General features: G+C 62.0%; 23 protein-coding genes. 14 read left to right on the top strand and 9 right to left on the bottom strand.

All coding sequences use genetic code 11. The features are described 5' to 3' along the window. Window positions 1-13: 13 nt before the first annotated feature. The 4 genes from msrB to ACCO56_RS04735 all read left to right on the top strand — a co-directional run bounded on the left by msrB (window position 14) and on the right by ACCO56_RS04735 (window position 4579). Window positions 14-451, top strand: coding sequence for a peptide-methionine (R)-S-oxide reductase MsrB (msrB, locus tag ACCO56_RS04750; protein WP_433638126.1), 438 nt, complete (start codon window positions 14-16; stop codon window positions 449-451). A 114-nt stretch (window positions 452-565) separates the two neighbouring features. Further along, window positions 566-2671, top strand: coding sequence for a S9 family peptidase (locus ACCO56_RS04745; RefSeq protein WP_433638123.1), 2106 nt, complete (start codon window positions 566-568; stop codon window positions 2669-2671). A gap of 19 nt (window positions 2672-2690) precedes the next feature. Continuing rightward, window positions 2691-4187, top strand: coding sequence for an MFS transporter (locus ACCO56_RS04740; protein WP_433638121.1), 1497 nt, complete (start codon window positions 2691-2693; stop codon window positions 4185-4187). 8 nt (window positions 4188-4195) lie between these two features. Beyond that, window positions 4196-4579, top strand: a complete 384-nt coding sequence (locus tag ACCO56_RS04735; protein WP_433638118.1) for an SET domain-containing protein — start codon at window positions 4196-4198, stop codon at window positions 4577-4579. Between the two features lies 1 nt (window position 4580). Here the strand turns inward: ACCO56_RS04735 and ACCO56_RS04730 are convergent, their stop codons facing one another. From ACCO56_RS04730 to ACCO56_RS04715, 4 genes are all read right to left on the bottom strand, one after another. Next, entirely contained in the window at window positions 4581-5534 is a 954-nt protein-coding gene (locus ACCO56_RS04730; RefSeq protein ID WP_433638115.1) for a c-type cytochrome, read from the bottom strand. Window positions 5535-5541: 7 nt separating this feature from the next. Beyond that, window positions 5542-5982, bottom strand: coding sequence for a c-type cytochrome (locus tag ACCO56_RS04725; RefSeq protein ID WP_433638112.1), 441 nt, complete (start codon window positions 5980-5982; stop codon window positions 5542-5544). A 251-nt stretch (window positions 5983-6233) separates the two neighbouring features. Next, window positions 6234-6830, bottom strand: coding sequence for a superoxide dismutase (locus tag ACCO56_RS04720; protein ID WP_433638109.1), 597 nt, complete (start codon window positions 6828-6830; stop codon window positions 6234-6236). A gap of 107 nt (window positions 6831-6937) precedes the next feature. After that, entirely contained in the window at window positions 6938-7816 is an 879-nt protein-coding gene (locus ACCO56_RS04715) for a branched-chain amino acid aminotransferase (protein ID WP_433638106.1), read from the bottom strand. A 151-nt stretch (window positions 7817-7967) separates the two neighbouring features. Here ACCO56_RS04715 and ACCO56_RS04710 point away from each other — a divergent pair, with 151 nt between their 5' ends. After that, a complete protein-coding gene (locus tag ACCO56_RS04710) occupies window positions 7968-8630 on the top strand; it encodes a haloacid dehalogenase type II (protein ID WP_433638346.1) in 663 nt (220 codons plus the stop codon). A 169-nt stretch (window positions 8631-8799) separates the two neighbouring features. Beyond that, window positions 8800-9531: a L,D-transpeptidase gene (locus ACCO56_RS04705; protein ID WP_433638104.1), complete on the top strand. Its 732-nt coding sequence runs from the start codon at window positions 8800-8802 to the stop codon at window positions 9529-9531. A gap of 79 nt (window positions 9532-9610) precedes the next feature. On the opposite strand, the gene ACCO56_RS04700 is transcribed toward ACCO56_RS04705, so the two are convergent. Beyond that, on the bottom strand, window positions 9611-11182 hold the full coding sequence (locus ACCO56_RS04700; RefSeq protein ID WP_433638101.1) for a helicase HerA-like C-terminal domain-containing protein: 1572 nt from the start codon (window positions 11180-11182) through the stop codon (window positions 9611-9613). 215 nt (window positions 11183-11397) lie between these two features. Here ACCO56_RS04700 and ACCO56_RS04695 point away from each other — a divergent pair, with 215 nt between their 5' ends. Then, on the top strand, window positions 11398-12840 hold the full coding sequence (locus tag ACCO56_RS04695; RefSeq protein WP_433638344.1) for a methylmalonyl-CoA mutase family protein: 1443 nt from the start codon (window positions 11398-11400) through the stop codon (window positions 12838-12840). Next, complete coding sequence (gene scpA / locus ACCO56_RS04690) at window positions 12837-14963, top strand: methylmalonyl-CoA mutase (protein WP_433638098.1); 2127 nt, start codon at window positions 12837-12839, stop codon at window positions 14961-14963. The genes ACCO56_RS04695 and scpA overlap by 4 nt, the downstream gene beginning before the upstream one ends. A gap of 54 nt (window positions 14964-15017) precedes the next feature. On the opposite strand, the gene ACCO56_RS04685 is transcribed toward scpA, so the two are convergent. Then, window positions 15018-15494: a GreA/GreB family elongation factor gene (locus ACCO56_RS04685; protein ID WP_433638095.1), complete on the bottom strand. Its 477-nt coding sequence runs from the start codon at window positions 15492-15494 to the stop codon at window positions 15018-15020. 107 nt (window positions 15495-15601) lie between these two features. Here ACCO56_RS04685 and ACCO56_RS04680 point away from each other — a divergent pair, with 107 nt between their 5' ends. Continuing rightward, the gene (locus ACCO56_RS04680; protein ID WP_433638093.1) at window positions 15602-16981 is read left to right on the top strand and encodes a TIGR03808 family TAT-translocated repetitive protein; all 1380 of its coding nucleotides are present in this window, start codon (window positions 15602-15604) and stop codon (window positions 16979-16981) included. 6 nt (window positions 16982-16987) lie between these two features. On the opposite strand, the gene ACCO56_RS04675 is transcribed toward ACCO56_RS04680, so the two are convergent. After that, entirely contained in the window at window positions 16988-17998 is a 1011-nt protein-coding gene (locus ACCO56_RS04675; RefSeq protein ID WP_433638090.1) for an asparaginase, read from the bottom strand. Between the two features lie 253 nt (window positions 17999-18251). On the opposite strand from ACCO56_RS04675, the gene ACCO56_RS04670 reads away from it, so the two are divergent. Beyond that, entirely contained in the window at window positions 18252-19334 is a 1083-nt protein-coding gene (locus ACCO56_RS04670) for a DUF2218 domain-containing protein (RefSeq protein WP_433638087.1), read from the top strand. A 21-nt stretch (window positions 19335-19355) separates the two neighbouring features. Here ACCO56_RS04670 and ACCO56_RS04665 read toward each other — a convergent pair whose 3' ends face one another. Both ACCO56_RS04665 and ACCO56_RS04660 read right to left on the bottom strand, forming a co-directional pair. Next, window positions 19356-20099 carry an SDR family NAD(P)-dependent oxidoreductase gene (locus ACCO56_RS04665; RefSeq protein ID WP_433638084.1) on the bottom strand — a complete coding sequence of 248 codons (744 nt, stop codon included), beginning with the start codon at window positions 20097-20099 and terminating at the stop codon, window positions 19356-19358. Further along, window positions 20096-21262, bottom strand: coding sequence for an acetyl-CoA acetyltransferase (locus tag ACCO56_RS04660; RefSeq protein ID WP_433638081.1), 1167 nt, complete (start codon window positions 21260-21262; stop codon window positions 20096-20098). The genes ACCO56_RS04665 and ACCO56_RS04660 overlap by 4 nt, the downstream gene beginning before the upstream one ends. A gap of 178 nt (window positions 21263-21440) precedes the next feature. On the opposite strand from ACCO56_RS04660, the gene betI reads away from it, so the two are divergent. The 4 genes from betI to betA are packed head-to-tail and all read left to right on the top strand — an operon-like array spanning window position 21441 to window position 25327. Continuing rightward, window positions 21441-22028: a transcriptional regulator BetI gene (betI, locus tag ACCO56_RS04655; protein WP_433638079.1), complete on the top strand. Its 588-nt coding sequence runs from the start codon at window positions 21441-21443 to the stop codon at window positions 22026-22028. Continuing rightward, window positions 22025-23551 (top strand): choline-sulfatase, encoded by a 1527-nt coding sequence (gene betC, locus ACCO56_RS04650; protein WP_433638076.1) that lies wholly within the window; start codon window positions 22025-22027, stop codon window positions 23549-23551. Before betI ends, betC begins: the two co-directional genes overlap by 4 nt. Then, window positions 23551-23682: a hypothetical protein gene (locus ACCO56_RS04645; protein ID WP_433638073.1), complete on the top strand. Its 132-nt coding sequence runs from the start codon at window positions 23551-23553 to the stop codon at window positions 23680-23682. Before betC ends, ACCO56_RS04645 begins: the two co-directional genes overlap by 1 nt. Beyond that, window positions 23675-25327 carry a choline dehydrogenase gene (gene betA / locus ACCO56_RS04640; RefSeq protein WP_433638342.1) on the top strand — a complete coding sequence of 551 codons (1653 nt, stop codon included), beginning with the start codon at window positions 23675-23677 and terminating at the stop codon, window positions 25325-25327. The genes ACCO56_RS04645 and betA overlap by 8 nt, the downstream gene beginning before the upstream one ends. The last annotated feature ends 28 nt before the right edge of the window (window positions 25328-25355 follow it).

Genomic DNA, 25355 nt, shown 5'->3' with positions numbered 1-25355 from the left:
AGTGGAACGATTCATGGGCAAGCTGAAGATCGTTAAGACCGAGGCCGAGTGGCGCGCGCAACTGACATCCGAACAATATCGCGTGACCAGAGAGAGAGGAACGGAGCGCGCCTTCTCCAGCCTCGACTGGGATCGGAGGCAACCTGGCCTCTATAGATGCGTCTGCTGCGGCCGGATCCTCTTTTCTTCGGAGGCTAAATTCGATTCGGGCGTCGGCTGGCCGAATTTCACGGGTCCGGTCGACGAAGAGGCGCTAACCGAGCACCCCGATCGTTCGTTCTTCATTCCACGCGTGGAAGTGCGGTGCGCGGATTGCGATGCACATGTCGGGCATGTGTTCAATGACGGACCTTTTCCAACCGGTCGACGTTATTGCGCGAACGGCTTTGCACTCGAGTTCCAAAAGGGCCCGCCCATTCCTGCCACGCCTTCAGGCAACCCGGCCGGCTGACCTCCCCTTCGCCGGCCACCCGATCATGCGATGGCACAAGTGTTGCCGGCAGGCCTTGAATCGATAGCGATCGACGTGTTCATTCGCGATTGAAACTCTCTCAGACGGTAGGCAATGACCAAGACAAGTGCATTCCAGAAAGCCACGCCCCCCGAAAGCGGGAAGCGGCCGGTATCCGACACGCAGCACGGCATCACGCGAATCGATGACTATGCCTGGCTGCGCGCCGAGAACTGGCAGGAAGTCTTCAAGGATCCGAGCCTGCTCGACCCCACGATTCGCAAGCATCTTGAAGAAGAAAACGTCTATCAGGCGGATCTGATGGCGGATACGGAAGAACTCCGCAAGATACTTTTCGCTGAAATGAAGGGGCGAATCAAGGAGGATGATTCCTCCGTGCCGATGAAGGACGGCCCGTTCGCTTACGGATCATCCTTCAAGAAAGGCGGCGAGCAGCCACGTTACTTTCGCACACCGCGGGGCGGCGGGGACCACGACATCATCCTGGACGGCGACAAGGAAGCCGAGGGCAAGATCTATTTCCGGTTGGGAGACGTCGATCATTCCCCTGACCACCGTCGCCTGCTGTGGACCTATGACGATAAGGGGTCGGAGTTCTATACGATCCGCGTTCGGAACCTCGAAACGCGCGCCGATCTTGCAGACATCGTCGGCGACACTGCCGGATCCGGTGCATGGAGCGCGGATTGCGATGGCTTCTTTTACACGCGCCTCGATGCCAATCATCGCCCGTCCAAAGTCTATTTCCATAGGATCGGCACAGACGGCGCTGCGGACCAACTCGTCTATGAGGAGACCGATCCCGGCTTCTTCATGAGTGTCGGCGGCAGCCGCAACGATGAATGGATCTTCATCGCCATCAACGATCACGAAACGTCCGAATATCGCGTGATCCCCGCCAACGACCCTCTGGCCGTCCCGCGTATCGTCGCGCCACGTGAGACCGGGCTGCAATACGACATCGAGGACGGAGGCGACATATTCTTCATCCTGACCAATGCCGATGGCGCCAAGGACTTCAAGATCATGACCGCGCCGGCGAACGATCCCGGCCGGCACAACTGGACCGAACTGGTCCCGCACGAGCCTGGCCGATTGATCCTGTCGATCCTCAGCTTCAAGGATTACCTGGTCCGCCTGGAGCGCAAGGAAGGGCTGCCACGGATCGTCGTGCGCGCCCTGGCGACGGGCGAGGAGCATACGATAGCCTTCGATGAGGAGGCCTTCTCGCTCGGTCTGGGAGGATCCTATGAGTATGACACCGAAGTGATGCGGTTCTCATATTCCTCGATGACGACGCCGTCGCAGCTCTTCGACTACAATATGCAGAGCCGCCAGCGCGTTCTTCTCAAGACGCAGGAAGTCCCATCCGGCCACGATCCGCAGGACTACGTCACCCGCCGGCTTATGGCCCCTTCCCACGATGGCGAGATGGTGCCGATCTCACTCATCCATCGCCGAGAGACGGCGCTCGACGGCACCGCGCCCTGCCTGCTTTACGGCTATGGCTCCTACGGGATCACCGTGCCCGCCGCCTTCAATACCAATTGTCTGTCGCTGGTCGATCGCGGTTTCGTATACGCCATCGCCCATATCCGTGGCGGCAAGGACAAGGGCTACTCCTGGTACGAGGACGGCAAACGGGCCAAGAAGGCCAACACCTTCCACGATTTCATCGCGGCCGCTCGCCATCTCGTAGCACGAGGCTATACCGCTCATGACCGCATTATCGCCCAGGGCGGCTCGGCCGGCGGCATGCTGATGGGAGCGGTGGCGAATATGGCGCCGGAGGCTTTCGGAGGCATTGTCGCCGAGGTCCCCTTCGTGGATGTTCTGACCACCATGCTCGACGAGACGCTCCCGCTCACGCCGCCTGAATGGCCGGAATGGGGGAACCCGATCGCTTCGGAGGAGGATTACAGGACTATCGCCGCCTACTCGCCATACGACAATGTCGGCGCAAAGGACTATCCGCCTATCCTGGCTGTCGCAGGCCTTACGGATCCGCGCGTCACCTACTGGGAACCGGCCAAATGGGTCGCCCGCCTGCGCGAGCGCAAGACCGGATCGAATCCCGTGCTCTTCAAGATCAATATGGACGCCGGTCATGCGGGCGCTTCGGGACGCTTCTCGCGGCTGGAGGAGATCGCCTTCACTTATGCATTCGCCCTGAAAGTGGTCGGGCGAATGAAAAGCTGACCCTCAGCAGGACGTGCGCATGAAAGTCCCCGCTTCCGCTGCAGAGGCTTACCCACGCAGGTGGGCGGCTCTCGGCATTCTGCTGCTGGCCGCTTTCATGAACCTCGTCGATCTTTCGATCGTCAATGTCGCGCTTCCGAGTATGCAGCGCGACATGGGTGCCACGAGCGCCCAGATAGAATGGGTCGCAGCAATCTACGTGCTGGCCTTCGCGCTCGGCCTGCTCCCCTTCGGCAGGCTGGGCGATCGCGTCGGACGCAAGCGCATGTTCTTGCTGGGCGTTACGATGTTCACCCTGTTCTCGCTGGCTTGCGGCTTGGCGCCGACAATAGGCTCGCTGATCGCGGCACGTCTGCTCCAGGGCATAGGCGGGGCGATGATGATCCCGCAGGTGCTGGCGCTCGCCCAGGTCATGTTCCCGCCCAAGGAGAGGGCGGTCGCCTTCTCCCTCTTCGGTCTTTCCGCCGGACTCGCTTCCGTCGCGGGCCCGCTCGCCGGCGGTCTTCTAATCAACGCCGATCTTCTCGGTCTGGACTGGCGACCGATCTTCCTGGTCAACCTGCCCATCGGCTTCGCCGCGATCGTCGCGGCGGGCCTCGTCGTACCGGCGACGGAAGCCAACCCCGAGCTGCGGAACGATTGGGGCGGCATGCTTATTGCCGGCATTTCAATCTTTCTTCTCGTTTTTCCGCTCATCGAGGGGCATGCCTATGGCTGGCCCGGTTGGGCTTTCCTGATGATCGGCTTCGCGACCATCGGCTTCGCGATCTTCTTCTTCTATGAACGCGCGCGAGCTCGCAAGCGCGCGAGCGAACTGCTGCCGATCGCCCTGCTCGCCAACAAGAATTTTCTTCTCGGCTCTGTGATGACCGTCGTCTTTTTCAGCGGGGTGTCGGGCTTCTTCATGGTGCTGGCGCTCTTCCTGCAGAACGGTTTCGACTTCACGCCGCTCCAGTCCGGATTGACGACCACGCCTTTTCCGATCGGCGTGCTCTTCGCCTCCGCCGTGTCCGGCCGTCTCGGCCTTCGGTGGTCACGCCAGCGGATCGCGATCGGAGCGATTTGCCTGATGGCTGGCATGATTTTCCTGCGTTCCGTGATCGGCCGCACAGGCGATGCCGTGGACCACTGGGATCTCGTCCTTCCCCTGCTTATCTGCGGCTTTGGCCTCGGTGTCGGAATCTCGCCCATGTTCCAGACAGTGCTCTCGGGCGTGCCTTCCCGCGACGCTGGCTCCGGAGCCGGAGCGCTTCAATCTTTCCAGCAGATCGGCAGCGCGATCGGAATAGCGATAGTCGGCCAGATCTTCTTCTCCGCACTCGCCCACCGGCTTGCCGGGGAGACGGATAGACACGCGGCCTACGTGGACAGCCTGGAGGCCGCGCTGCTCTACGAGGTGCTTGCATTTCTCATCGTGGCCAGTCTTGTTCTGTTCCTGAAGGCGCCGCCCGCAGGAGCTCTCCCCGGCGGCCCACAGGCTCCTCGCCCGCTGAAAACGGTGGTTGCGGAAATCTGAGGATCGGAATGCTTCTCGTAGACGTCTATCTGGACAAGTCCCCTATCGAAGGCATCGGGGTCTTCTCGAAAGTCCCGATCGCCAGGGGAACGCTCATCTGGAAGCTCGACAAGCGCTTCGATCGTCTCATTCCGGTCGACGTTTATGAGACTCAAACAGGATCGATGAAATCCTATCTCGACCGCTATGCCTATCCGCGCCGCGGCGACCCCGCCTACATCGTGTTCGAGGCCGACGACGCCCGCTACATGAACCATGCCGACGACCCGAACTGCGATTTCTCCGACGGGGATGTCGCCCATGCAATTCGCGATATCGCGGCGGGAGAGGAACTCACTTGCGACTACAATGTCTTTTTCGAAGAAGGGTTCGAGTTCCTCGGCGATCGGTGAACTATTCGTCGGAGGGCCGTCTCGCGGGATAGCCGTTGGGATGGGAAGGCACAGCCTTGAGATAGGCGGCGATCGCCGCACGATCCTCCGGAGTGAGCTTCGCCATGTTTTGCTGTACGGCCACCATTGAGCCGCCGACCGTATCGAAGTCTGGGGTGAAGCCGGTTTCGAGGAAACTCTCTATATCCCCGGCCGACCATGAGCTGATCCCACCTTGTCCCGACGTGATGTTGGGTATCACGCCGGTTCCTTCGGCCGCGACCGCGCCGGCCAGCCACTGCCCCTTGTCGGAACCGCCCGCGAAATCACGGGGCGTGTGGCATTCGCCGCAATGTCCCGGCCCTTCGACAAGATAGCGTCCGCGAAGAACGGGTTCGGGCGCGCTGCCGTCAAGCGCAACCACAGGTGCGCCATCGAGATAAAGCTGTTTCCAGAGCCCGATGCCCCGCCGGATGCCGTAGGGAAAAGCGAGCGAATGGCTCGGTGCCCGCCCCGCAACGGCCGGTAGCGTTTTCATATAGGCATAGAGATCGGCGATGTCGGCCGGGTGCATGCGCGTATAGGAAGCATAGGGGAAGGCGGGGTAATAGTGCCTGCCATCAGGCGAGACGCCGCGCAGCATGGCATTGGCGAAATCCTCCAATGACCAGTTGCCGATGCCGTCATTGGCATCTTGCGAAATATTGGGAGCGACGAAGGTGCCGAACGCCGTGTTGAGCGCGAGCCCTCCGGCCAGTTCGAGCCTGGCATCTCCCTCGGCTTTCGGACGGGCGTGACAGGATGTACACCCGCCTGCCCAGAAGATACGTTCGCCTCGTCCCGCGTCTCCGCTCCCGAGCGCCGTCACCTCCGCCGCGCTAAGGCGGGTCGGAGTCGTCAGGAACCAGAAACCGGCTGCCGCCACGCCGCCGAAAAGAACAGCGGCGAGGCCAAGCTTTCCAAGCAGTCTCGTCAATCCGGGATCAGCCCTTCTTGATGCGGAAGCTCTCGTGGCAGCCGCCGCAACTGGCCCCGATCATCCCGAACTGGGTCTTCAGTTCCGATACGTCCTTGGGAGCGGCGGCGAGTGCGGCCGCAGTGTCGGCCTTGAACTTTTCGACCTTGGCCTGGAAGTCCGCGGTAGCCTCCCAGATCTTGGGCGAAGCGGTCGTATCGCCTCCCTTGTCGCTGCCAGCCGGGAACAGCTTCGCGACGTCAAGCTTATCGGCATTCTCCTCGAGCGTCTTCAGTGCCGCCATGACGGCCTCGGCATCGAAAGGCTTCTCGCCCTTCACGATCGGCGCGAGCACGCCTGCCGCCTTGCCGTTTGCCTTCATCAACGCCTGGCGGTCGGCGATAGGATCGGCCATCGCGGCCGTGCCCGCCAATGCGATTGCTGAGATGGCAATTATAAGCTTTCTCATGAAGTCCTCCGGTTGCGAAAAGCTGCCCTCGACTCGCGAACGCCGAGATTGGACGAAAACTTCCGTCGGGGCGCTTCACGCTTCCGTGAACGTGCTCTCCATCAAAAGAAAACCCCCGGTTGCAGTTGGGGGTTTTCAACGCCTATTCGATGATCTCCAAGCAGGCCTGCGTGGCTTCGCCCACCCTGCACCTGCTTAGCTCTTCACGTGCCGCGGTTTCAAAAAACCGCGGCAAAGGTTCCGAAACCTGTCTAGGCCTTCTCGTACAATTCCAGGACGTAGTCCCAGTTGATGAGATTGTCGACGAACGCTTCGAGATATTTGGGACGGGCGTTGCGATAGTCGATGTAATAGGAGTGCTCCCACACGTCGACCCCAAGGATCGGCGTTGCGCCGTGCACCAGCGGGTTTTCGCCGTTAGGGGTCTTCGAGATGGCGAGCTTGCCGTCCTTCACCGAAAGCCAGGCCCAGCCCGACCCGAACTGCGTCGTGCCGGCGGCAATGAAGTCGGCCTTGAACTTGTCGTATCCGCCGAGATCGCTGTCGATCGCTTTCTGCAGGGCACCAGGAAGCTTGGTGCCGCCGCCGCCCTTCTTCATCCATTTCCAGAAGTGGACATGGTTGTAGTGCTGGCCGGCATTGTTGAAGAGGCCGGGATTCTTGCCGAAGGACTGTTTGACGATCTCCTCGAGCGACAGCTTGTCGAGCCCGGCCTCGGCCGCGAGTTTGTTGCCGTTGTCGACATAGGCCTTGTGGTGCTTGTCGTGATGGTACTCCAACGTTTCCCTCGACATGAAGGGTTGCAGGGCTTCATAATCGTAGGGCAATTCGGGCAGTTCGAAAGCCATGGTCATACTCCTTCTCTGGCAAATGTCAGGGCGGGTTCAGCCCTGGAAAATAGGCGGCTTTCGCCGTTGCACAACGGCCGCCCGGACATGTTCCGCAGGTTTCCGGATCACTTTCCAGGCGTCGAGTGGGCCCACTCCCAATAAAGCTCCCGCGCCTTCTTGGCCACGGGGCCGGGCTGCAGGGTGTGCTCCCCGATGCGTATTACGGGGACCACCTTCGAATGGTTCCCCGTCGAAAAGATTTCGTCGGCCTCCATGAACTCCCGGACGGAGAGCACCTTTTCTATCGTCGGAATACCTGCATCGGCCAGCAAGGAAATCGTGCGGGCTCGGGTGATGCCGGAAAGGAATGTTCCGTTCGCGGCCGGAGTGAAGACCTGGCCGTCCTTGACCATGAAGACATTGGACGATCCCGTCTCGGCGACATTGCCGAGCATGTCGAGCACCAGGGCATTGTCGAAGCCGCGCATCTTTGCCTCCAGGATGGCCCGGCCGTTGTTCGGGTAGAGGCAGCCGGCCTTGGCATCTGTCGGCATGGTCTCCAGCGAGGGCCGCCTGAACGGCGATACCGCCACGGAAAATCCGGTCGGCGGCAACATCGGCGCTTCGTAGAGGCACAGGCAGAACCGGGTGGAGGACGGGTCGGCGGGCACGCCCATGTAGCCGCCGTGCTCAGCCCAATACATGGGCCGGATATAGACAGCCGACTGGCCGTCGAATTTCTTGAGGCCGTCCCAGGTCAAGCCGGTAATCGTTTCGGCCGTTTCAGTGGGCTTGAGTCCGAGCGCTATGGCCGAATTGTTGGTTCGCCGGGCGTGAAGCTCGAGATCCGGCGCCACCCCTTCGAACCACCTGGCGCCGTCGAACACGCTGCTGCCGAGCCACATGGCGTGCGAACGCGGACCAAGAATAGCGACATTGCCTTCATGCCAGTCGCCGTCCACATAAGTCCATGTCTTGGACTGGGCTGGGGTCGCCAGAGTCATCGGCATGCTCCTCGCTGGATTCGCATCCTATGGAAGAATACTTTTGCGAAGCGGCCGTCAACCGGTTTGGAGCAGAAACAATGGGGCCAATGGCGCTCCTCCGCGCTTGACGTCACCGGCTATAGGGAGGACGCTGATGAAAGAGGAAGCGATGCGTCATTCCGCTTATGTTTTCGATGCCTACGGAACGCTTTTCGACGTCCATGCGGCCGTGCGCAAGATGGCCGGGAGAATTGGCCCGGACGGACAATTGCTTTCAGAGATCTGGCGCGCCAAGCAGCTCGAATATTCCTGGACCCGATCCCTCATGGGCGCTTACGCGGATTTCTGGCAATTGACCGAGCAGGCTCTCGACTTCGCCTTCCGCAAGGTGCCGTCCGCAGATCCCGGATACCGCGCCGAGCTTCTCGAAGCCTATTGGCGGCTGGACTGCTATCCGGAGGTTCCATCCGTCCTCAAGGCACTCAAGGCCGATGGCGCGCGGCTCGCCATTCTCTCCAATGGATCACCGGCGATGCTCGATGCCGCGGTGCGATCGGCTGCCCTCGACCAGATCCTGGATGACGTATTCTCGGTCGACGCCCTGCGCCGTTTCAAGTCGGACCCTGCGGTTTACGACATGGTGACGACGGCTTGGCGACTCTACCCGAGTGCAGTCTCGTTCCAGTCCGCGAATCGCTGGGACGTGGCAGGCGCGACGAAGTTCGGCTTCCACACCGTCTGGATCAATCGCACCGACCAGCCGGACGAATATTTCGACCTTCAGCCCAAAGCCATTCTGCCGTCCTTGGAGGGCCTTCTGACGACGGCATGACTAGTCGTGGCAGAAATGCCACAACCACAGGTCTTTCACATATTCGCCTTGCTTTCTTCACCCTCAGGCCGGATTTGCCCCTCCTATCGCCCGAAGTGATCGGGAGGAACGCGCGGTCCGTGAGGCCGCGTTTACTCATTTTTGTGAAGTGCAAGAACAATAGGTCCTCATGTCCTCAAATTCCTCTCCTCCCATCACCCGCCGCAGCCTGCTAACAGCTTCCGCCGTCGGTTTCGCATCCATCGCTCTCTCGGCTTGCACGACCATACGGTCGGGACCGAATCTTGCCGAAACCAAGGAAATCGTACCGCCGGTGAGCGTCGATCCGGCCTTCGGCAGCTATGCGATGATGTACGCCGCCGTGGAGGACGAGGGATATCAGCTCCCGGCCATCCCGATCGAGAAAATGAACAAGAAGTACCTGCGCCAGATCGTCCGGGATCCGACCGGGGAGCGTCCAGGTACCGTCGTCGTCGATACGTCGAGCCATTTCCTTTATCTTGTGCGGGAGGGCGGGGAGGCTATCCGCTACGGCGTTGGGCTTGGCCGCGCCGGTTTCGAATGGTCGGGCCGCGCCGTCATTCAATGGAAAAAGAAGTGGCCGAAATGGACGCCGCCGGACGACATGATCCGCCGCCAGCCGGAACTCGAGAAATACAGCGTCAGGAACGGCGGCATGGCGCCCGGCCTTACCAACCCGCTCGGTGCGCGTGCGCTCTACATTTTCCAGAATAACGAGGATACGCTCTACCGCGTGCACGGCTCGCCCGAGTGGTGGACCATCGGCAAATCGGTCTCTTCGGGTTGCGTGCGCATGCTCAACCAGGACGTGATGGACCTTTACGAGCGCGTCCCCGGTAAGACGCCGATCGTCGTCACAAGCGGAATTGGCGTGGTGTAAAAGAAATGGGCAGCTCCGCGCTCGCGGAGTTGCCCACTTAAGTTGATGCCTGTCTGCTCTCGCTCCAGTGCTGGCTCGATCAGAAGCCTTTCTTCTTCAAGCTTCCCAATATCCCGCGCACCAGCGCTCGTCCGACTTGCGAGCCGACCGAGCGCACCACGGACTTGATCGCTGCTTCTGCGACGGTCTGGCGATTGGATGACCGCGGCTGGCGGTACGTGGTGGTGCGCGGCCGTCCCGACGGCGCGGGTCGGCCTTGGCCATTACCGAAATCCGGCAAGGTCCAGCGCGAACCGTCGCCCTGACCGGGATCGCCCTGCTGCGCTTGCTCTTCAGCCTGGGCGCGCTCCCCGGTCCGTTTCTGCAACATCTCAAACGCCGATTCGCGGTCGATAACCTGGTCGTATTGTCCGGCAACGGGGCTTTGGGTCATGATCTCCTTTCGCTCCTCCGGCGTGATCGGTCCGATCCGCGATGCCGGCGGTCGGATCAACGTGCGCTGGACCATCGACGGGATGCCCTTGGCCTCGAGCGTCGAGACCAACGCTTCGCCGGTACCGAGCTGGGTAATGGCGGCCGCGCAGTCGAAGTCGGGATTGGGCCGGAAGGTCTCAGCCGCCGTACGCACCGCTTTCTGTTCGCGCGGCGTATAGGCGCGCAGGGCATGCTGGATACGATTTCCGAGCTGTGCCAGCACCGTCTCCGGAACGTCGAGCGGATTCTGGGTGACGAAATAGACGCCGACTCCCTTCGAGCGAATGAGCCTGACCACCTGCTCCACCCGATCGACGAGAATCTTTGGCGCACCGTCGAAAAGAAGGTGGGCTTCATCGAAGAAGAAGACCAGCCGCGGCTTGTCGGGGTCGCCGACCTCCGGCAGTTCCTCGAACAGCTCCGACAGCAGCCACAGGAGGAAGGTCGCGTAGAGCCGGGGATTCATCATCAGCTTGTCGGCGGCCAGCACATTGATTGCGCCGCGTCCGTCGCGCGTGGTGCGCATGAGGTCCGATATCTTCAGCGCCGGCTCGCCGAAGAAGTTCGAGGCGCCCTGCTGCTCGAGGATCAGGAGCGAACGCTGAATCGCTCCGACCGACGGCTTCGTCACATTGCCGTATCGGGCGCCGATTTCGTCGGCGCGTTCGGCTATGTTGGCGAGCAGAGCTTGCAGGTCCTTCAGATCCAGGAGCAGCAAACCCTCTTCGTCAGCGATGCGGAAGGCTATGTTGATGATGCCTTCCTGCGCGTCCGTAAGGTTCATCAGCCGCGACAAAAGCAAGGGCCCCATCTCCGAGATTGTGGCCCGGATAGGATGGCCCTGCACGCCGAACAGATCCCAGAAGATGACCGGGAACTCCTGGAACTCATAGGGGTCGAGTTTCACCGCCTCGGCCCGTTTGGCCAGGAAATCCTGGGGCGTGCCCATGGCGGCGATACCGGACAGATCGCCCTTCACATCGGCAGCGAAGACGGGAACGCCGGCATTGGAGAAACCTTCCGCCAGGATTTGCAGCGTGATCGTCTTGCCTGTTCCCGTCGCGCCGGTCACCAACCCATGGCGGTTGCCGTATCTCAGCAGCAATTGCTCGGGTTTCTGATAACTGTCGTCCGGCTTTCGGCTGGCGCCGATGAAAATGCTGCTTTCGTCAGCCATGGCGTCGATCTCCAGGTCAGGACCAAATGCAATATGAACCGGCCCGCGCGCATTGGTATAATAAGGCATGGGTTGTCTCACAATGGCGTTACGTGAAAATGCATCGCCGGGGCCGGCTGAGATGCCGCAGGTCGCGCTGTTGCGTTGCGGCGAGGAGCCGCTATCCCTAAGGTTGGATGTTCCTGCTCGGCGAGGCCGGTCAAACAGGAGGAATGATGAACGGCGCAAAGCTGCTCAAGCAAACAGAATTCGGCGCTTTTGACCGCGCCGCGTGGCAAGCTCTCGCGGAAAAATCCTTGGCCGGCGCGGCCTTCGACAAAGCGCTCGTTTCGCGTACGGACGACGGCATGGCCGTCCAACCGCTCTACGATCGTGCCCGAGACGCGAGTCTGCTCCCCCGCGTGAAGCCCGAGGCACGCTGGATGATCACGCAACGTATCGACGATGTCGATCCGTCCCGGGCCAACGCCCAGGCACTGGAGGATGTCGCGCAGGGCGCGACAGGCCTTTCACTGATTTTCGAAGGCGCCCCAAACGCCTTCGGCTACGGTCTCCCGGCAACCCCCGAAGCGCTCGCCAGGGTACTGGACGGCATCGCTCTCGACAGCACGCACTTGCGGATCGATGCCCATCCGATGAGCCGCGCCTGCGTCGACTGGCTGGTCGCTTTGCTCACCGCTCGCAAGGTCGACCCGGACAAGCTCAGCCTGTCCTTCGGCATCGACCCGGCCGCCGTCTTCGGCGGAACCGGCAGGCTACGCATGTCGGTCGAGGCCCTCCTGGCGTCGCTGCCGCAGTCGCTTGCGCATTTCTTCGGACTTGGCGTGCCCGGCGTCCTGCTCGAGGCGGACGGCCGCGCCTTCCATAATGCAGGGGCAACGGAAGCGCAGGAACTGGGCATCATGCTTGCAGGCGCGGTCTCGCATCTGCGCATGTTCGAAGAGGCACGCCAGCCGCTCATCTATGCGACGCCGCATATTGGCTTCGCGCTTTGCGTCGACCAGGACCAGTTGCTCTCGATGGCCAAGATCCGCGCCATGCGGAAGCTCTGGCAGCGCGCGCAGGAAGCGTGCTCGATCGCGCCCACGCCCGGCCTGATCCATGCAGAGACGTCATGGCGGATGATGACCCGGCTGGATCCGGAGACCAACATCCTGCGAACGACGATCGCCTGTTTCGCGGCCGCTGCGGGGGGCGCGGATTCCATCGCTATCCTGCCGCACAGCATCGCGCATGGGCTGCCCGACAGCTTTGCGCGGCGTGTGGCGCGCAACACTCAGTTGGTCATGGCAGACGAAAGCCATGTCGATTTCGTTGCCGATCCGGCCGCCGGTTCCGGCGGCGTGGAAGCCCTTACGGACGGGCTTTGCGAGCACGCCTGGGCCGAGTTCCAGGCCATCGAAGCCGATGGTGGGCTGCTTAGAAGCCTCGCCGGCAACCGCCTGCAGGCGCGCATCCGCGAAGCGAGAGAGAGCCGAGCCAAAGCCTATCGCGACGGCGAGCGCTCGATCATCGGAACGACGCTATATCCCTTGAAAAGCGAAAGACCGATCTCGACGCTCGATGCCGAGCGTCGTCCACCATCGCAGGAAGGGGTAGCCTTCTGTGAGGCGCTGGGTCCGCTGCGGACCGACGAGACGATCGAGGTCCGTGCATGATACCGGACTTCTCGAAGCTCGACTGGTCCCAACCCAGGGCGGAGACCAGGGAGGCCGGCCGGGGCTTCTGGCAGACGCCCGAAGGCATTGCCATCAAACGCAGCTATGGCGAACGCGATCTCGCCGGAGTTCCCTTCCTCGACACTTATCCAGGCGCCGCTCCCTTCATGCGCGGCCCCTACCCGACCATGTATGTTCGGCAGCCCTGGACCATACGGCAATATGCAGGTTTCTCGACAGCGGAAGAATCGAACGCCTTCTACCGGCGCAACCTCGCCGCCGGCCAGAAGGGCCTTTCCGTCGCCTTCGACCTTGCCACGCACCGTGGTTACGACAGCGATCATCCGCGTGTCGCCGGTGACGTCGGCATGGCCGGCGTGGCGATCGACTCGATCCTCGACATGCGGCAACTCTTCGACAGCATCCCCCTCGGGGAAATGACGGTGTCGATGACGATGAACGGCGCCGTGTTGCCGATCATGGCGCTCTACATCGTGGCAGGCGAAGAACAGGGCGTTGCGCAGAAGGATCTCGCGGGCACGATCCAGAACGACATCCTCAAGGAGTTCATGGTCCGCAACACCTATATCTACCCGCCCAAGCCATCGATGCGGATCATTTCGGATATCTTCTCCTACACGTCGAAGCACATGCCGAAGTTCAACTCGATCTCGATCTCTGGCTACCATATCCAGGAGGCCGGCGCGACGGTTGACCTGGAACTCGCCTACACCATAGCCGACGGTATCGAATATGCTCGTGCGGGCGTCGCCGCGGGTCTCGACATCGACAAGTTCGCGCCAAGGCTTTCCTTTTTCTGGAACGCCGGCATGAACTTTTTCATGGAAGTCGCCAAGCTCAGGGCAGGCAGGCTGCTCTGGGCAGCGCTGATGAAGAAGACCTTCGCGCCGAAAGACCCGCGCTCCCTGTCCCTGAGGGCGCATTGCCAGACTTCCGGCTGGTCGCTCACCGCACAGGATCCCTACAACAACATCATCCGGACCATGATCGAGGCGATGGCCGCCACCCAGGGTCACACGCAGTCGCTGCATACCAATTCCTTCGATGAGGCTCTGGCGCTGCCGACCGACCATTCGGCCCGTATCGCGCGCAATACGCAATTGGTGCTGCAGAAGGAATCCGGAACGACGCGGATCATCGATCCATGGGGTGGCTCCGCCTTCGTCGAGCGCCTCACGCACGATCTCGCTCTTCGCTCTCTCTCTCACATCGAGGAGGTGGAAAGCCTTGGCGGGATGGCGGCGGCCATCGAAAAGGGCATTCCGAAGATGCGCATCGAGGAAGCTGCCGCACGCACGCAAGCGCGCATCGACTCCGGCGACCAGACGATGGTCGGCGTGAACGCCTTCCGTCCCCAGCAGGATATCGAAGTGGACGTACTCAAGGTCGACAATGCCGAAGTGCGGGCCCGGCAATTGTCCAAGCTCCAGCAACTCAAGGGCACGCGTGACGTCGCCGCAGTGGAGAGCGCGCTCACCGCCCTCACCCGCGCCGCCGAAGGGGACGGCAACCTCCTTGAATTCGCGGTTCGCGCAGCCCGTGCCAAGGCGACGGTCGGAGAAATCTCGCTGGCATTGGAGAAGGTGTTCGGCCGCCATGTGGCGGAAATACGCACGATTTCCGGCGTCTATCGCACGGAGATCGGCGACAGCCCGGTCGTGGACCGTATACAGGAAAAAGTTCGTGCGTTCGAGAAGCGGACCGGCGGAAAGCCGCGCATTCTGGTCGCCAAGATGGGGCAGGACGGCCACGACCGCGGCCAGAAGGTGATCGCGACAGCCTTCGCCGATCTCGGATTCGACGTGACCGTAGGCGCGATGTTCCAGACGCCGGAGGAAATCGCCAAGATTGCGGTAGAGCACGACGTGCACATCGTCGGCGCGTCGTCGCTGGCGGCCGGTCATCTGACCCTCATTCCGGAACTCAAGGCGGCACTCACGAGACTGGGGCGCGACGACATCGTCATCGTCGCCGGCGGAGTCATCCCGCACCAGGATTTCGACGCTGTGCTGAAGGCAGGCGCGGCCGAGATCTTCCCCCCGGGAACGGTCATACCGGAGGCGGCAGAACGGCTGGTGGACGGGCTGTTAGAACGCCGGTAATAAGCTGGCGCGGCCGCATTCTTCCGCGACCACACCGAACCGCTCGGATAGGCGCTATTCGCCTATGTCCAGCGCAACGATCTCCCAGTCCTTGCCGCTGACCGTCGCGACGTCACCGATCTCCTTGCCGAACAGAGCCTGCGCCATGGGCGAGACATGCGAGATCTTGCCCTGCCCGGCGTCCGCCTCGTCCTCGCCGACGATCGTCCATGTCTTCTGCTTGCCGTCTTCGTCTTCCACGGTTACGCGCATGCCGAAACGCACCACCTTGCTATCGGCGTCGGGCACGGAAACTTCGGCATTCTCGCGGCGCGCGTTCCAATAGCGCAAGTCCCTTGAAACCAGCGCGATGCGCTCGCGTTCGCCGCTCGCTTCCGCCTTGGCGAATTCCTCGCGAAGCCCAGCCAACTCCTTGTCGATCAGACTAAGCCCGTGCGGCGTCACCAGATTTCGATGCTGGCTGACGGGTCTTTCGCCGATGTCTGATAGACTTGTTTCGTTATCGTCTTGGCGGGTGAAAGCTCTGCTCATAAGCGAAATCTAAGCGTCATTAGCAGACTTAACAAGCTCGAACCGCCATGTTGCTTGTGGCACGGCTTCTGCAACGCATGAGTTGCAAAACCCAGGAGCCTGTCCCGATGTTGAACAGACGCGGCTTGCTTTTCGGCGCGACCGGCTTTTCTGTCCTCGCTCCGACAATTCCCTCGGCAGTGCTTGCGTCGCCTATGTCCCAAAGTGGGACGGCCTCGCGGCGTGGAGCGGTCGATGCCACCACATTCGGCATCCGCCCCGGCGCTTTCGACGACCAAAGCAGGGCCTTTTCCAGGATGCTTCAATCCGCTTCGGACACCGGCACGCCGGTCTTCCTGCCCCCTGGGATCTATGTGGTCTCCGGCCTTAGTCTGCCGCGGCGCGTCTGGTTGAGCGGGGTGCCCGGCGCAACACGTATCATCTATGGCGGCGACAAGCACATGATCCTCGCCGACGATGCCGACCGTATCGAACTCTCCGGCATCGTTTTCGATGGTGCCAGCCGCTGGATCGACGAGCCCTTACAGGGGCTGCTCCATTTCCGCCGGGTGCGCGAACTTGTCATGGAGAGCTGCGACGTGGTCGGTTCGGGCAGGAGCGGTATCGCGCTCGAAAGGGTTGGCGGGCGCATCGAGCACTGCACCGTGTCCCGCGCAGCCGATGCAGGAATCTATTCCATAGACGCCACTCGCCTCAACATATCCGGCAACAGGATCAGCGATTGCGCCAACGGCGGCATCCTAGTCCATCGCTGGCAGACGGGCGACGACGGCACGATGGTGACGGGCAATCGCGTCGAGCGAATTCTTGCCCGCAACGGCGGAACGGGCCAGTTCGGAAACGGCATCAATGCCTTCCGCGCCGACAATGTGATGATCTCCAACAACAGCATTCTCGATTGCGCCTTTTCGGCGGTCCGCGCGAACAGCTCGAGCAACATCCAGATCGTCGGCAATTCGGCGACCCGTTCGGGCGAGACCGCCATCTATGCCGAATTCGCCTTCGAAGGTGCCGTCATCAATGCGAACCTCGTCGATCGGGCGGCGAACGGCATTTCCATCGTCAATTTCAACGAGGGTGGCCGGCTAGCCTCGTGCAGCGGAAACGTCGTTCGAAACCTGTCGGCAAAAGGACCCTACACGCCCGCTCCGCCCGGCTTCGGTATCGGCATTGCGGTCGAAGCGGATTGCGCGGCGACCGGCAATGTCGTCGAGAATGCATCTCTGTATGGCATGATGATCGGCTGGGGCGAATTCATGCGCAACGTCGTGGCGACCGGAAACGTCATCCGGCAGGCACCAACCGGCATCGCCGTGTCCGTCGCGCAAGGCGTCGGCTCGGCGGTGATCACCGACAATCTGATAGAAGGGGCGAGCAACGGCGCGATCGTCGGTTTCGAATGGACCAGGTCGGTGACCGGCGATCTGTCGAAAGACGGCGTCGGCGGCTATACGCAGCTCACGGTCGATCGCAATCGCGCAAGCTGAAAAGAATTACCGGATCCGCAATCCCTCCGCAGGTTGGAGCCTTCCGACCAACATACCGTTCCAATTTTGGAGTTCCGGCCGAGCGAGCTTACCGAGCCTGCCCGAAACAGAGCCGTCCCCGGCGAGCAACTGCGACAGAACCTCGGCGACGACCACCTCCGCCGCCCGGCCTGCGCCATCGTCGCATTTGATGGCGATACCGAGTCCGAGTTCCTCGATCGCGGCGCAGTAGACACCCTCGGCTCCGATTTTTGCGAAGATCCGTCCCGGGGCTGCCTCCATCAACCGGGTGCAGGCACGACCCGTACCGGCAACATAAAACGGCTCGGCCATGCAGGCCGACAGGAGCCGCTTCGCGGCCGCCGCACGTTCCCCACCGAGACGATTGCCGGTCGCCATGCGGGCAAAGCCGATAGCCAAGCTCCGCAAAGGCACGGCGTAGGTCGGAATGGAGCATCCGTCCGTGCCCCTGTTGTCGGCACCGTGATGGGCTCCGGTCACCTCCACCATGGTGCTCCGCACCATCTCCTGAAAAGCGTGTCCAGCGCCGACATAGCCGTGATGCGCGATGCTACAGTGGCGGCAAACGCACAAGAAGCCGGAATGTTTGCCCGAACAATTGTTGTGCAGCGCCGACGGTGAGCCACCGGCGCGCGCCAGGGTCACCGTCGCATCCTGCGACGACGGCCAATGCGCGCCGCATTCTAGTGCGGCTTCATCAAGACCCGCCTTGGCAAGCATCGCACGCGCAAGTTCTACATGCGCAGGCTCGCCGGAATGGGAGGCGCAGGCCAGCGCCAGCTCCTTCGCACCGAAACCGTAGGCATCGGCCGCGCTGCTTTCTACCAGCGGCAGCGCCTGGATGGCCTTGACGGCCGAACGCGGAAATACAGGCCGCTCGACGTCGCCCAGGGCAAAGACCGACTTACCGTCGCCGTCGACGATGGCAATCGCACCGCGGTGAAGGCTTTCAACCGTGTTGCCGCGGACAACTTCGACGAGAACCGGATTGGACACTTTCAGAGATCCGAGGAAGAGTAATCGACCAATGCATCCCCACTATCAGGTCTGACAACCACCCGGAAGAGTGGCGCCACAGCGCACGCAGTGCCTCACCCAAATACGCCTGGATTATGCCAAGACAAAGTTGACTGTGTACATCCACTTATATATCGCAGCGCTCTCATAGTAGGAAGCGGCCGTCCCCCTGATTTTCATCGCCCTCGGGCAGCGCCAGCCTCTGGCGCGCCAGAAAGCCTAGGAGTTCCGCATGGGTGTCGCCCATTCGCTTACCGCCGAAACACTTGTTGCCCTGCGCGCTCCTGCACCGGTCATGTCGCGCCTGCGCGAGCATTTCGGCGAGCATGGCACGGTCTCCGGCGCAGACATCGCTTGGTCCATCGAGTTGGAAATCGGCGTGGCAACCGTCAGGCTCGACGATGGCGGCATAAGCTTCAGGGTCGAGGCCAACGACGACACGTCGCTGTCCTTTCTGCAGTGGAGCGTAGCCGAGCATGTCTACGAGTTCGCGCCCGACGAGAAACCGGACATCATTTGGCAAGGCGGGATCAAGCCGGGCACTCCGGCTCCCTATTTCCGTGAGATGACGGTCGTCCGGGCCGCGCAGGTGACGCCACTGATGCGCCGTGTGACGCTGCAGGGCAAAGATCTCGAGCGCTTTGCCCGGAACGGCTTGCACGTCCGGCTCCTGTTTCCGCCTCGGCCGGGAATAGCAACAGTCTGGCCTGTGATCGGCGAGGATGGCCGTCAGGCCTGGCCTGACGGAGAGCGTCCGATCTCACGCGTTTACACGATCCGCCGCATCGATGTCGCGACAGGTGAGATCGACATCGATTTCGTGCTGCACGAGGGTGATGCGATGCCTGGCGCCGAATTCGCCAGGAATGCGACGCCCGGCGACGTCGTCGGCATGACCGGGCCGGGTGGCGGTACCCTTCCCCATTCCTCACGCTATGTCTTCGCCGGTGACGAAACCGCGCTGCCGGCCATTTCGCGCATGCTGGAGGAATTGCCGTCGACCGCCAATGCCGTAGCGTTCGTCGAGACCGCCGCGCCCTCCGAGCGGCAGACATTGGCTTTTGGCCCCGGCATCGACCTGCGTTTTCTTTCGCGTGATGGTCGTCCCGCAGGAAGCACCGACCTCCTGTTCGACAGCCTGCGCGCACTCGACGAGAAACTGTGGGAAAGCGACCCCTATGTCTGGGTGGGCTGCGAGCAGGCTGCATCCCGCCAGATCCGAAAATTTCTGAAGCAGGAGCGCCGTTTGCCGAGGGATCGCTTCCTCGCCGCCGCTTATTGGCGGCGGGGACAGGCCGGTGAGGTCGATAATTAGTGGCTTTAGGGTCGGCGGGACCTATCGCTCCTCGATTAGTCCCGCCGACAGAAAGCCGCCGTCGACGGCGAGCGTGTGACCGTTGATGTAGCTCGCCTCCGGCGAGAGTAGGAAGGCGATCGCGGCCGCCACCTCCTCCGGCTCGCCGTATCGGCCCTGCGGCACCCGGCCCAGCCAGCGCTTGCGGTCTTCGGGCGAATGCATGCGCGCGATTGCCGGCGATTCGATCGGCCCCGGCGCGACGCAATTCACCCGCACGGCCCGATGGCCGAACTCCAACGCCAAGACCTCCGACATCAGCTTCACGCCCGCCTTGGATGCTCCATAAGCCACGCGGCCTCGATTTGCGCGGAGACCCGAAACGGATGCGAGATTGACGATCGATAGGGTCGCCCCCATCCGCTCCAGAGCCGCCTTGGCCGAGATGAAGGAGCCAACCAGATTGACATCGAGAATCTCGCGAAACAGTTCCGCACTGGTCTCTTCCGCCGGCACGTCGCGAGCGATGCCGGCGGAGTTCACCAACCCGCCGATCAGGCCGAGCCGGTCGACCACTTCGTCGAAGGCCTCGGCAACTTCGTCTTCGTCGGTGACATCAGCAGTCAGAAAGATGGCGTTCTCTCCGGAGAGAGCGTCTTCGGCCCGCGTCAGCGCCTCAGCGTCAGCGTCGAGGATCGCGACGGGCCAGCCGTCATCCAGGAGACGCTCCGCAACGGCAAGGCCGATACCAGATGCGCCTCCGGTGACGACGGCCGATTGCTTCATCTGATGCGATCCAGGATCGACACGTAATTGGCGACCGCGGCGCCGCCCATGTTGAAGATGCCGCCGAGCTTGGCGTTCGGCACCTGGATGCCACCAGCCTCGCCGGTGAGTTGCATCGAGGTCAGCACATGCATCGAAACGCCGGTCGCGCCGATCGGATGCCCCTTGGCCTTCAGACCGCCCGAGGGATTGACCGGCAGCTTGCCGTCCTTGGCAGTCAGTCCTTCCAGAGCAACCTTGCCGCCCTCCCCGCGCTTCGCCAAGCCCATGGCTTCGTATTCGATAAGCTCGGCGATGGTGAAGCAGTCATGCGTCTCGACGAAAGACAGATCATCGAGCGTCACGCCGGCTTTCTTCAGCGCCCGCGCCCAAGCCTGCTCGCATCCCTCGAACAGCAGGATATCGCGCTTCGACATCGGCAGGAAATCCTGAACATGCTCGTTAGCCCGGAACGCAACAGCGCGACGCATCGACAGGGCTGTGGTCGCGTCCGTCAGCACGAGTGCGGCCGCGCCGTCCGAGACCAGCGAGCAATCCGTGCGCTTCAGCGGACCGGCCACGAATGGATTCTTTTCGCTCTCATGGCGGCAGAAATCGAAACCGAAATCCTTGCGCATCTGGGCATAGGGATTTTCGACGCCGTTCTTGTGATTCTTGGCGGCGATGGTCGCCAGCGCGTCGGACTGGTCGCCGTGGCGTTGGAAATAGGCCTGCGCGATCTTGCCGAAGACGCCGGCAAAACCGGCCGGCGTGTCGCCGTCCTCCGGAAGATAGGAGGCGCGCAAAAGGTTCTTGCCGATCTCAGGCCCGGGCGTTGTCGTCATCTGCTCCGCGCCAACCACGAGCACGATTCTCGCGGCACCGGAATCGACCGCGCGGATACCCTGGCGGACCGCCGCGGAGCCTGTTGCGCAAGCATTCTCGACACGTGTCGCCGGCTTGAATCGTAATCTGTCATCGGCCTGCAGCACGAGGCTTGCGGTGAAATCCTGAGGCGAAAAGCCCGCATTGAAATGGCCGAGCACGATCTCGTCGACTTCGTCCGGACCGATGCCCGCGTGATCCAGCGCCTCCCTCGCGACCTGGACGATCATGTTCTCGAGCGTCTCGCCTTCGAGCTTACCGAACCGGGAATGAGCCCAGCCCACGATACATGCAGTCATCGGAATCTCCATCCTCGCGCAAACCTAGCACGGAGCGGCTTGCTCCGGCACAGGATTTATATTGTTCAATCATGAACGTTTTACCAGCTTCCGTAAACAACTGAATCGATTTGAGCAGCACTGGATTTTTATTGATTGACGCATCAATTAAAAATAACCTGTCCGTCGGAGGAAGCAGATGCCGAAGGTCGGAATGGAGCCCCTGCGCCGGCGGGCGCTGATCGACGCGACGATCTCCGCGATCGGCGAGCGCGGGTCGCTCGACGTCACCATGTCGGACATCGCCGGCCGCGCCGGCGTCTCTTCGGCCCTCGCCCATCACTATTTCGGTGCCAAGGAAGGCCTGCTGCAGGCTACGATGCGCCATCTTCTCACCGAGCTTGGCAGAGATGTCCGTGCGGCACTCTCCGACGCGCGCGACCCACGTTCCCGTGTGGCCGCCATTGTCCGCGTGAATTTTTCCGAGACGCAGTTCCAGGCGGAAACCATCGCGGCCTGGCTCACCTTCTATGTCGCCGCCCAGCATTCGGCGGAGCTTCGCCGGCTGTTGCGCATCTATGCTCGCCGGCTCCATTCCAATCTGATGAGCGGGCTCGCGCCGCTGATGACGCGAGCCGAAGCCGAGCGCACCGCCGAGGCGATAGCGGCGCTCATCGACGGGCTCTACATTCGCCGGGCACTGAAGGACGGCCCGCCCAACGCAGGAAGCGCAATCGCGCTCGTGGAGGATTTTCTCACCATGAAGATCGGGCAGTTCAGCCGATGACGAAACGTCCGAACATCCTCATCGTCATGGTGGACCAGTTGACTGGAACCCTGTTCCCGGATGGTCCGGCCGACTTCCTGTACGCCCCCCATCTCAGGACGCTGGCCTCCAAAGCGGCGCGCTTCGCCAATTGCTACACGGCCTCGCCGCTCTGCGCGCCGGCCAGGGCTTCCTTCATGACCGGGCAGCTTCCCTCGCGGACCCGCGTCTACGACAACGCTGCCGAGTTCGCCTCCGACATCCCGACTTTCGCGCACCACCTGCGCAATGCGGGCTACTACACCTGCCTTTCCGGCAAGATGCATTTTATCGGGCCCGACCAGTTGCACGGCTTCGAGGAGCGGTTAACGACCGACATTTATCCCGCCGATTTCGGCTGGACGCCGGATTATCGCAGGCCGGGCGAACGCATCGACTGGTGGTATCACAATCTCGGCTCGGTCACGGGCGCGGGGATCGCCGAGACGACCAATCAGCTGGAGTATGACGACGAGGTCGCCTTCCATGCAATTCAGAAACTACATCAACTGGCACGTGTCTCGGCCGATCACGATCGGCGGCCATGGTGCCTGACCGTCTCCTTCACCCATCCACACGATCCCTATGTGGCGCGGCGCAAATATTGGGACCTCTACGAAGACTGCCCAGCGCTGGATCCCGAGATCGGCTTCATTCCCTTCGAAGAGCAGGATGCGCATTCGCAACGCCTCTATCTTGCCAGCGACTACACTAGCTTCGACGTCACTCCCAACCATGTCAGGCGCGCCCGCCGCGGCTATTTCGCGAGCATCTCCTACGTCGACGACAAGCTCGGCGAATTGCTCGCGGCGCTCGAAGCCACGAGGATGCTCGAGGACACAGTCGTGCTGTTCTGTTCCGATCATGGCGACATGCTCGGGGAGCGCGGCATGTGGTTCAAGATGTGTTTCTACGAAGGGGCAGCGCGGGTGCCTCTGCTGATGGCTGGGCCGGGCATCGAGCCAGGCCTCGTCACCGCGCCGGTTTCGACCCTCGACGTCGCGGCGACCCTCTGCGAGTTCGCCGGAATCGATGCCTCGGCCACGGCGCCCTGGATCGACGGCCAGTCGCTTCTGGCCGTAATGCGCAGCGGAGAGCGTGCTTCGCCGGTTCCGATGGAATACGCGGCCGAAGGCAGCTACGCGCCCCTGGTGGCGCTACGCGACGGCAGGTACAAATTCGTCCATTGCGAGATCGATCCGCCGCAACTCTTTGATCTGGAATCGGATCCGCATGAGCTCGACAATCTCGCAGCGAAACCGGAGCACGCGGCGCGAGTCGCCACTTTCATGGAAAAGATCCGGGCCCGTTGGGATATGGCGATCTTCGACGCAGCGGTGCGCAATAGCCAGGCCCGCCGATGGACGGTGTATTCGGCCCTGCGCAAGGGCGACCATTTCCCTTGGGAATTCCAGCCCCAGCTAAAAGCGTCCGAACGCTACATGCGCAACCACATGGACCTGAACGTGCTCGAAGAGAGCAAACGTTTCCCGCGGGGAGAGTGATGACCGGCATTCCCGCTCTGGATCATCTCCGATGCGCCTATGCAGCGACACCGCAGGCGGCGGTGGTTGTCATCGCAACCGGCCGCAATGTTTCCCCGGCCGATTTCAGCGAACATGTCGCCGATGCTTGAGGCCGATTTCGTCGTCGTCGGCTCCGGCTCTGCCGGTGCCGCCCTTGCCTACCGCCTGTCGGAGGACGGCAAGAATCGCGTCGTCGTCATCGAGTATGGCGGCACGGATATGGGTCCGCTCATCCAGATGCCTGCGGCGTTGTCTTTCCCGATGAATATGAGCCGCTACGACTGGGGATTTCAAACCGAGCCCGAGCCGCATCTTGGCGGGCGGATTCTTGCCACTCCCCGTGGCAAGGTGCTCGGCGGCTCATCCTCCATCAATGGAATGGTCTATGTCCGCGGCCATGCCCATGACTACGACCATTGGGCCGAGCAGGGCGCCACGGGCTGGTCCTTCTCCGACGTCCTTCCGTATTTCAAACGGATGGAACACGCGCATGGCGGCGAGGAGGGATGGCGCGGCACGGAGGGCCCGCTCCATGTCCGGCCTGGTCCCCAATGGAATCCCCTCTACAGGGTCTTTGTGGAGGCCGGACGGCAGGCGGGTTTCGAAATCACGGAGGATTACAACGGATCGAAGCAGGAAGGCTTCGGCGCTATGGAGCAGACGATCCACCTCGGCCGGCGTTGGTCAGCCGCCAACGCCTATTTGCGGCCGGCGCTCAAGCGGCAGAATGTGAGTCTCGTCAACGGCTTGGCATCGCGGGTGATCATCGAGAATCAACGCGCCACCGGCGTCGAGATCCGCGTTCGAAACCAGATTCAAGTTGTTAAGGCGCGACGTGAGGTGATCGTCGCGGCCTCCTCGATCAATTCGCCGAAACTCCTGATGCTGTCCGGTATCGGGCCGGCAGCCCATCTTCGCGAGCACGGCATCGCGGTCGTCGCCGACAGGCCGGGTGTCGGGCAGAACCTGCAGGATCATCTCGAACTCTATATCCAGCAGGAGTCGATCCAGCCGATCACGCTTTATTCGAAGCTCAATCTTTTCTCCAAGGCGATGATCGGAGCCGAATGGCTGTTGTTCAAGACTGGCCTCGGCGCGACCAACCATTTCGAATCCGCCGCCTTCCTGCGCTCCAAGCCGGGAGTCGACTACCCCGACATCCAGTATCATTTCCTGCCCGCCGCGATCCGCTATGATGGCAAGGCGGCGGCCGGCTCGCATGGCTTCCAGGCACATGTCGGACCGATGCGCTCGAAGTCGCGCGGCTCGGTGAGGCTGCGTTCGGGCGACCCTCTGGCCAAACCAGTGATCCTCTTCAACTATATGTCGCATGAGGACGATTGGGCCGACTTTCGCCATTGCATCCGCCTGACCCGCGAAATCTTTGGGCAACCGGCCTTCGATCCCTACCGGGGAGAAGAGATCTCGCCCGGCAGTCACGTCCAGTCGAACGGAGAGCTCGACGACTTCATCCGCGCTCATGTCGAAAGCGCCTATCATCCTTGCGGCACCTGCCGGATGGGGCGCGCTGATGACAGGACAAGCGTGGTCGATCCGGAATGCCGGGTGATCGGGGTGGAGGGCCTGAGGGTCGCCGATTCCTCGATTTTTCCGCGTGTCACCAACGGAAATCTCAACGGCCCCTCGATCATGGCGGGCGAGAAAGCCGCCGACCATATTCTGGGGAAGACGCCGCTTGCGCCATCCAACCAGGAGCCGTGGATCAACCCGCGTTGGGCGGTTTCCGATCGATAGAGCTTCGTGCGAGAAGGCACGATGAAAG

This window comes from Mesorhizobium sp. 1B3 (assembly GCF_050958605.1).
Classification (GTDB): Bacteria; Pseudomonadota; Alphaproteobacteria; order Rhizobiales; family Rhizobiaceae.
The sequence above is the reverse complement of the archived record's forward strand: the minus strand, read 5'-3'. Positions and strand labels throughout refer to the sequence as shown.